Consider the following 330-nt stretch of genomic DNA (forward strand, 5'->3'; position numbering starts at 1 on the left):
CTTTCGAACACTAGCGATTATTTCTTATGAATTCAAGCTTATTTAAAACTCTTTATTCACTCGGTTTTGCTTGGTAAAATCTATATTTTACTTACTTATCTAGTTTTCAATGTACAAATAATGGTGGGCCTAAGTGGACTCGAACCACCGACCTCACGCTTATCAGGCGTGCGCTCTAACCAGCTGAGCTATAGGCCCATTTTTTTGAATGTTAAATAAACATTCAAAACTGAATACAATATGTCACGTTATTCCGCATCTTCTGAAGAAGATGTTCCGAATATATCCTTAGAAAGGAGGTGATCCAGCCGCACCTTCCGATACGGCTAC

At 38.5% G+C, this 330-nt stretch carries 1 tRNA gene; it reads right to left on the minus strand.

The features are described 5' to 3' along the window. Window positions 1–121 precede the first annotated feature (121 nt). Window positions 122–198 (minus strand) — tRNA-Ile (locus IDG60_RS03225). Window positions 199–330 lie beyond the last annotated feature (132 nt).

It is taken from the genome of Staphylococcus sp. EG-SA-2 (assembly GCF_017152085.1).